This window comes from Pseudomonas sp., from assembly GCF_026224925.1.
Taxonomy (GTDB): domain Bacteria; phylum Pseudomonadota; class Gammaproteobacteria; order Pseudomonadales; family Pseudomonadaceae; genus Aquipseudomonas.
On sequence record NZ_JAMFRV010000614.1, the window covers coordinates 1 to 7722 of the forward strand.

Annotated in this window: 6 protein-coding genes, 1 tRNA gene and 1 pseudogene; 5 read left to right on the top strand and 3 right to left on the bottom strand. The window is 56.6% G+C overall.

Going from position 1 to position 7722, the window contains the following annotated elements; all coding sequences use genetic code 11:
- The coding region (locus tag M0974_RS25605; protein ID WP_297843669.1) for a sensor histidine kinase at positions 1-1139 on the bottom strand (1139 nt) is incomplete at its 3' end.
- Between the two features lie 214 nt (positions 1140-1353).
- Here M0974_RS25605 and M0974_RS25610 point away from each other — a divergent pair.
- The 4 genes and pseudogenes from M0974_RS25610 to M0974_RS25625 form a co-directional block, all read left to right on the top strand.
- Positions 1354-2976 carry an acyl-CoA synthetase gene (locus tag M0974_RS25610; RefSeq protein ID WP_297843672.1) on the top strand — a complete coding sequence of 541 codons (1623 nt, stop codon included), beginning with the start codon at positions 1354-1356 and terminating at the stop codon, positions 2974-2976.
- 22 nt (positions 2977-2998) lie between these two features.
- Positions 2999-4771 (top strand): acyl-CoA dehydrogenase C-terminal domain-containing protein, encoded by a 1773-nt coding sequence (locus tag M0974_RS25615; protein ID WP_297843675.1) that lies wholly within the window; start codon positions 2999-3001, stop codon positions 4769-4771.
- A 103-nt stretch (positions 4772-4874) separates the two neighbouring features.
- Positions 4875-4951: transfer RNA gene (locus tag M0974_RS25620), tRNA-Met, on the top strand.
- 151 nt (positions 4952-5102) lie between these two features.
- Positions 5103-5399 (top strand): annotated as a pseudogene (locus M0974_RS25625) (Arm DNA-binding domain-containing protein); the annotation flags it as partial.
- A 25-nt stretch (positions 5400-5424) separates the two neighbouring features.
- Here M0974_RS25625 and M0974_RS25630 read toward each other — a convergent pair.
- Positions 5425-6981, bottom strand: coding sequence for a methyl-accepting chemotaxis protein (locus tag M0974_RS25630; RefSeq protein ID WP_297843677.1), 1557 nt, complete (start codon positions 6979-6981; stop codon positions 5425-5427).
- Between the two features lie 233 nt (positions 6982-7214).
- Here M0974_RS25630 and M0974_RS25635 point away from each other — a divergent pair, with 233 nt between their 5' ends.
- Positions 7215-7466, top strand: coding sequence for a hypothetical protein (locus M0974_RS25635; RefSeq protein WP_297843680.1), 252 nt, complete (start codon positions 7215-7217; stop codon positions 7464-7466).
- Between the two features lie 67 nt (positions 7467-7533).
- Here M0974_RS25635 and M0974_RS25640 read toward each other — a convergent pair.
- On the bottom strand, positions 7534-7722 hold a 189-nt coding region (locus tag M0974_RS25640), incomplete at its 5' end, for a hypothetical protein (protein WP_297843681.1).

A 7722-nucleotide genomic window follows, 5' to 3' on the forward strand; every position in this document is an offset into this window, starting at 1 on the left:
AGTACCTGCTCCAATAACACTCTATCGGCATAAGTCGGCGGGAGATTATCTGCCAATCGTTCTTTTATCGTAACTTGGCAATCATTCGCCTCCCACGCACACAAACGAACGGCCTCACGCGCCACCTCGCTTGCGTCTAATGCCTGCATCACTCGCCGTCCTTTGCGCAGAAAGCTGCGTAATCGCTTGATCACTTCCGAAGCGCGATTGGCGTGCTCGGTAATCTGTACAAGGCCTTGCGCGACCCGCTCGGCCGCTTGCGGATGAGTGCCCACGGCCAGTAAATAACGCTGACTGGCGCTGGCATAATTGACCACGGCGGCCAGCGGCTGGTTGATTTCATGGGCGATGCCAGACGCCAATTCACCCAACGTCACCAGCCGTGCGGTGTGCGCCAACTCGTCTTCCAGACGCCTCTGATGCTCTTCGGCCTGCACCCGAGCGGTAATATCACGCGACACGCTGACCACTTCCACTACCGCGCCGGTGTAGGTTTCGCGGATCGCTCGGCTGGCCGTTTCAAACCACAGGTAATGCCCGTCGCGGTGACGGATTCGATAGCTCATCGTGTGATAACCGTCCTGCGCCAATGCATCGCGCGCTCGGTTGATCAACCCCGCCAAACCCTGCGCGTGAAACAAACCCTGCGCCAATTGCCCACGCAACTCTTGGGGCCAATAGCCGAGCAACGTCCAGGCAGCTGGCGACGCATCCAGAAAATAACCTTCAGGCGTATGCCGAGAAATCAGATCAGTGGTGTTCTCAGTGATCAACCGATACAGGCGCCGCGCCTTGACCGCTTCACGCTCAGCCAACACTTGCTCGGTGGCTTCCCGGCACCGCGCCAGCACTCGGTTTTCCTGAGGAACAGGAATAAAAGTCCAGAGTAAGATCTGTTCTTCCGAGCCCGCTTCGACGTCCTCGATCGCCCGTTTCTGTTCCAGACAGGCGCGAACCAGCGCCCCTTGATTCACCGGCAAGAGAATCGTCACGTCAGATGGGGGTCGTTGCGCCAGCAGCCCAAGCATCGCGCGATTCAGTTCAATCGGCTGCGCCAGCGCATCCAGCACCACGCTGGGCTGCGGGTCATGGCTGAGCAATAGCGAGGTTTGCAACGGTTTAACCCTGGGGGACGTCATCACAAACCCTTTCGTTTACGTCGCCGTCTCGATGAAACATGGGGGCCGAGCGGTCACTGAAAATGGATATAGTATATATACTATATGATTAAGGTATTACTTCCATACCAGATAACAATTGTTATATAAAACATGCCGGACTTAAAGCGGATCCTTGGGGCATAGCCTGCAGGGTCAGCGACAGAGCTAACAATCAGCCAACGAGTACCTGCACATGTCGATCTTCGAGCAAGGGCTAGCCCCTGCGGCGGTCAATCATATCGCCTTGTCTCCGCTCAGCTTCATCGAGCGCACCGCTAATGTTTACCCCAACTACCCCGCCGTGATTCATGGATCGATTCGTCGCACCTGGGCGCAAACCTATGCCCGCTGTCGACGCCTGGCCTCTGCGCTGGCCGGTCGCGGCATCGGCAAAAACGACACGGTAGCGTTAATGCTGCCCAACATTCCTGCCATGCTTGAAGCTCACTTCGCCGTTCCGATGATCGGTGCCGTGCTCAATCCGCTGAATGTGCGTCTGGATGCCGAGGCGATAGCGTTCATGCTCGGGCATGGCGAGGCGAAGGTGTTGATCACTGACCGCGAGTTTCATGGCGTCGTACGCGCCGCGCTCAGCATGCTCGAACATCCACCATTGGTGATTGATGTCGACGACCCTGAATACGGTGAAGGTCAGGCGGTAAGCACCCTCGACTACGAAGCGTTATTGGCTGAGGGCGACCCGCAATTCGCCTGGCATTGGCCAGAGGATGAATGGCAGGCGATTTCGCTGAGCTACACCTCCGGCACCACCGGCAATCCCAAAGGCGTGGTTTACCACCATCGCGGTGCGTACTTGAGTTCGCTGGGCAACCAGATGACTTGGAGCATGGGCAACCACCCGATCTTTCTGTGGACCTTGCCGATGTTCCACTGCAACGGCTGGTGCTATCCGTGGACGATTACCGCGATGGCAGGCGTGCATGTGTTTTTGCGCCGGGTTGATCCGCAGAAAATCCTGACGCTGATTCATGAGCACCAAATCACTCACTTCTGTGGCGCACCGATCGTGCTCAACGCACTGATCAATATGCCGGACTCCGCCAAAGCAGCGATTGATCACCCGGTGAACGCGATGGTCGCGGGTGCTGCACCGCCGGCCAAGGTGATTGGCGCCGTGGAGGAGATGGGTATCAAAGTCACTCACGTGTATGGCCTGACGGAGAGCTACGGCCCTGTGACTCTCTGCGCCTGGCACGCCGAATGGGATGAGTTGCCGCTTGATGAACGCGCGCAGATCAAATCTCGCCAAGGCGTGCGTTATTCCACGCTGGAAGGATTGATGGTCGCCGACCCGACAACGCTGCAACCCACACCCCGCGACGGCCAGACCATTGGCGAAATATTCATGCGCGGCAACACGGTAATGAAGGGTTATCTAAAAAACCCGAGCGCCACCGCCGAAGCGTTTGAAGGTGGATGGTTCCACACCGGAGACTTGGCAGTCTGTCATCCGGACGGGTATGTCGAAATTAAAGACCGACTGAAAGACATCATTATTTCGGGCGGCGAAAACATTTCCACCATCGAACTTGAAGGCGTGTTGTATCGCCATCCGGCCGTACTCGAAGCGGCCGTGGTCGCACGCCCCGACGAAAAGTGGGGCGAAACGCCCTGCGCGTTCGTCACGCTCAAAGCCGACCATCAACAGGTTCGCGAAGCCGACATCATCAGCTTCTGCCGAGAACACCTGGCAGGGTTCAAAGTACCGCGCACGGTGGTGTTCAGCGTGCTGCCGAAAACATCCACCGGCAAGATTCAAAAATTCCTGCTACGCGACATCGCCAAGAACCTTTAACCGTCGCACCGAGGTTAACGTAATGCCTGTATTCAACGCTCCGCTGCGCGATATGCGCTTTGTGCTGCACGAAGTATTTGACGCCCCCGCCCTGTGGGCGCGTTTACCAGCCCTCGCTGAAAAGGTCGATGCTGCCACCGCCGATGCCATTCTTGAAGAGGCGGCCAAAGTAACCGCCCAGTTGCTCGCCCCATTGAACCGCAGCGGCGATGAAGAAGGCGCGCAATGGCACGCGGGCCAAGTCAGCACCCCCGTTGGGTTCAAGGAGGCCTACGCCACCTATATAGAGGGCGCCTGGGTCGGACTTGCCGGCAACGATGAATTCGGTGGCATGGGCATGCCGAAGATGCTCGCCGTGCAATTTGAAGAAATGCTGTACGGCGCAAACTCCAGTTTCGCCTTGTATTCAGCGCTCAGCTCCGGCGCGTGCCTGGCCATCGACGCCCACGCCAACGACACCCTGAAAAGCCTGTACCTGCCGCCGATGTACGAAGGCCGCTGGGCCGGTTCGATGTGCCTGACCGAAGCCCACGCTGGTACCGACTTGGGGATTATTCGCACCCGCGCCGAGCCGCAGCCCGACGGCAGCTATGCCATTAGCGGCAGCAAGATATTCATCACCGGTGGCGAGCAAGACCTGACCGAAAACATCATTCATTTGGTGTTGGCCAAATTGCCCGATGCGCCCGCTGGCCCGAAAGGTATTTCACTGTTTCTGGTGCCCAAAATACGGGTTAACGCCGACGGCTCGCTCGCTCAGCCCAACGCGGTCACCTGTGGCTCGATTGAGCACAAGATGGGCATCAAGGCCTCGGCCACCTGCGTGATGAACTTCGACGGTGCCAGCGGCTGGTTGATCGGCGAAGCGCATAAAGGGCTGGCGGCGATGTTCACCATGATGAATTACGAACGCTTGTCGATCGGTATTCAGGGCATTGGCTGCGCCGAAGCGTCATACCAGACTGCCGTTGCCTATGCCCGCGAGCGCCTGCAAAGTCGCGCCCCGACCGGCGCAGTGGCCAAGAACAACATCGCCGACCCGATCATCGTCCACCCTGACGTGCGGCGGATGCTGCTTGGCATGAAGTCAATGACCGAAGGTGGCCGCGCCTTTGCCAGCTACGTCGGCCAACAACTGGACCTCGCCAAATTCTCCGACGACGCCCAAGAGCGCACAGACGCTCAAACGCTGGTTGCCCTGCTCACCCCGGTCGCCAAAGCGTTTTTTACCGACACTGGATTAGAAAGCTGCATCAACGGCCAGCAAGTACTGGGCGGCCACGGCTACATTCGCGAGTGGGGCCAAGAGCAGTTGGTACGCGATGTACGCATCGCGCAGATCTACGAAGGCACCAACGGAATTCAAGCGCTGGACTTGCTCGGCCGTAAAGTCATTGCCGACTGGGGCGCCGGATTGCGCCATTTCACTCATGAAATTCGAGCCTTCGCCGATCAACCAAATGTGACCTACTCGGCCGAGCTGCTCGACGCAGTACAGCGCCTGGAGAACCTGAGCGACTGGGTACAAGAACAGGCCGACACTAACCGTAACGAAATCGGTGCAGCCTCGGTCGAGTACCTGCACTTGTTTGGCTACGTCGCCTATGCGTACCTATGGGCACGCATGGCCCACGTGGCTGAGAGCAAACACGATGAAGACGAGGGCTTTTACGGCGCAAAAATTGCCACCGCACAGTTCTACTTCAGCCGTATGCTTCCTCGAATACTGAGCCTGGAACAGTGCATTCGTGCAGGAAGTGCGTCGCTGTATGGGTTGAGTGCTGAGCAGTTTTGAGGTGCGGGGCGGGTAGTCTGGGCTAACCGCTTGATCACACGGATAAATTTTCAATAACAACGCTTGACACATTTCCAGTATCCGCGAATAATGCGCGCCACTTGGCTACATAGCTCAGTTGGTTAGAGCATAGCATTCATAATGCTGGGGTCCGGGGTTCAAGTCCCTGTGTAGCCACCAAGTACAGTTTCATGGCATCGTTCGATGCGCATGAAACAACAAGAAGCCCGCCTAGTGCGGGATTTCTTGTTTCTGGCTGTATCTCCTTGTGTCCCTCTGTATATCGCCACGTGCATCCTTCGAGAATGATTGAACCTAGGGAATACACGATTTGAAACGGTCCGAAATCAAGCGTCGCCCGCCGGCTGACACCACCCTTTCGGGCCCGGTGCCAGAGGCCGCCGTCTACAGTGAGCTGGACGGCGCAGGCCTTTATATTCGTGTGAAGCCAACCGGATAAAAGTCGTGGGAGCTGCGCTACAAAAAGGCCGACGGCAAATGGTCTTGGCTCGACTTGGGTGGCTACCCCGAGGTCAGCGGCGCATCGGCCAAGTCGAAAGCGGCAGAACTCCGCACTGATTCAGTTGAAGGCAAAAACCCGATAGCAACCAAGCAAGCGCGCAAAGCTGATTGGGGAGCGCTTTAGACCAGCCCTATAGTCGAAAGCGCTTAACCAAACCGTCAAGTTCATGACCTAAGCGTGCCAACTCAATACTTGAGGCGGCTGTCTCATCGCTAGCGCCAGCGGTTTGTTCAGAGATATCACGCACGCTCAGCACACTACGGTTGATCTCTTCAGCCACTGCGCTCTGCTGTTCAGCAGCTGAAGCAATCTGCTGATTCATCAACTGGATTGTAGACACCGTGCGGGTGATATTTTCCAGAGAGGTTCCGGCACGACGAGTTAACTCAACGCTGCTATCAGTCAATATACGGCTGCTCTCCATAAAGGCAGATACTTCTTGAGTGCCGCTTTGCAAGCTGGAGATCAGCTTTTCAATTTCCTCAGTAGATTGCTGGGTACGCTGCGCCAGACTGCGAACTTCATCGGCAACTACCGCAAAACCTCTTCCCGCTTCACCGGCTCGAGCTGCCTCAATGGCGGCATTGAGAGCGAGTAGGTTAGTTTGTTGTGCGACCGCCTTAATAACATTGAGCACACCGCCGATTTTGTTGCTTTCCTCTCTGAGATTACTCATCGCCACGGTGGAGCTGCCGACTTCGATAGCTAGACGTTCGATTTGAGCCACGGCCTCGCCAACAACTTTGTCTCCCTCTCTAGCTTGCTGATCTGCGGCAGCGGCGGCGTCAGAGGCCTCTTCAGCGTTGCGCGCTACCTCTTGCACGGTGGAGGTCATTTCGTTCATCGCAGCAGCAACTTGATCGGTTTCGACTCTTTGGCTGTTCGCACCAGCACTTGTCTGCTCGGTGACGGCTGACAACTCTTCGGCAGCGCTAGCAATCTGGATGACACTAGCACCGATACCGCCAATCAGTTCGCGCAGGCTGCTGGTCATCTGTTGCAGGCTTCTCTGCAATTGCCCCACCTCATCGCGGCGATTGACCTCCAGATTCTGACTCAAATCGCCGGAGGCAATACGATCGACGTCCTTGAGGATATGCTGCAACGGTGTAACGATTTGCCGAGTAATGATCCAGGCCGCGACGGTGCCAAGCAGCAACGCCAGCGCAGCGATGCTAGCAAGCAGAATTTTAGCAAAAGACGAATCGGCATCGCGCTTGGCGGATTGCGACGCTATCAACTGCTGGGCGGCATTGAGCAGGATATCGCCCTGCACGCCCATTCGAGCGAACACCGGAGCCCGATCGGCTCCCGCCTGGCTTAAGGCGCCCTGAGCATCGAGGTACACCTTGACCGCGGCTATCTGCTGGTCAATTAGCGCCACATCGCTGGGCACGGTCAGTTGGACACGAGCAGTGTTCAAATACCCAGCCAGTTCGTCGAGCGTCCGGAGGATCAGCCGGTCACTGTCCCCCTTGGGGTTGAGCTCCATTTGCAAGCGATTAATTCGCAGATCCTTGGCCATCTCACTGACACGAGAAATGTCTTCTATTTTGAGGCCACGCTCAGCAAGAACATTGATTGTTCTCCAACCCGTTAGAGCAAGGAGCAAAGCCAGCCCTAATACCAAGCCGAAGCCAAGACCGAGTTTCGCGCTGACACGGATATCGCTGATCCAACCAAACATTCAATACTCCAAGTTGCAGATTGCGTTTATCTAGGGGATAAACCACAGATGTCTATCGACTACTCTTCGTTATGCTTGAACTACTTTGAGCACGCTTCGTCGGAATGCAAAACAGGCACTCGAACAGCTAATCCGGAAAATGCGGCTGTAGGTAGGCGCCACCACATGAGATACATTGAAATCTGCCCCTCCCGTCCAAGGCAACAGCCCACAATCTCACCAAGGGTGACTCCGTGAACACCAATCAGAAGCTGCGAACCTTTGACCTGATCCGCGAAGCAGTGTTGCCGGAATTCCGAGATCGAGTGGCCGAGTATCTGTGCCTCTACGAAGAAGCGCTACACGACGATACTGCCCACTCCGACGACCTGCGCACAATGGCAAATCAACTCAGAGGCTACCTACGAGGCCTCAATACCACCAGAGTACTGGGCATGGCTGATTGGGAAGAGCTAGACCGCCGTATTGCAGAATCATGGTTATGATCGACGCGACATCGTTCCTTGAGGGAAGTTCACGTGAAGCTTCCCGGCATCTGGTGCGCCCGACGATCTAGCGAATGGCTAAACGTGTCGCGACACCTGCCATATCGAAACAGGAGGCCACGCCGATTTTGAGTAGTGCGGTGGCGTTGATGCTGCCCAAAGCAGCGTCGAGCCTGACTGGCAAGCATGGACGACGGCGGCCTAAAACCATCACGCAGCGCTTAAGGAGATTGGCGCCGTGGGGTACTCGACTACC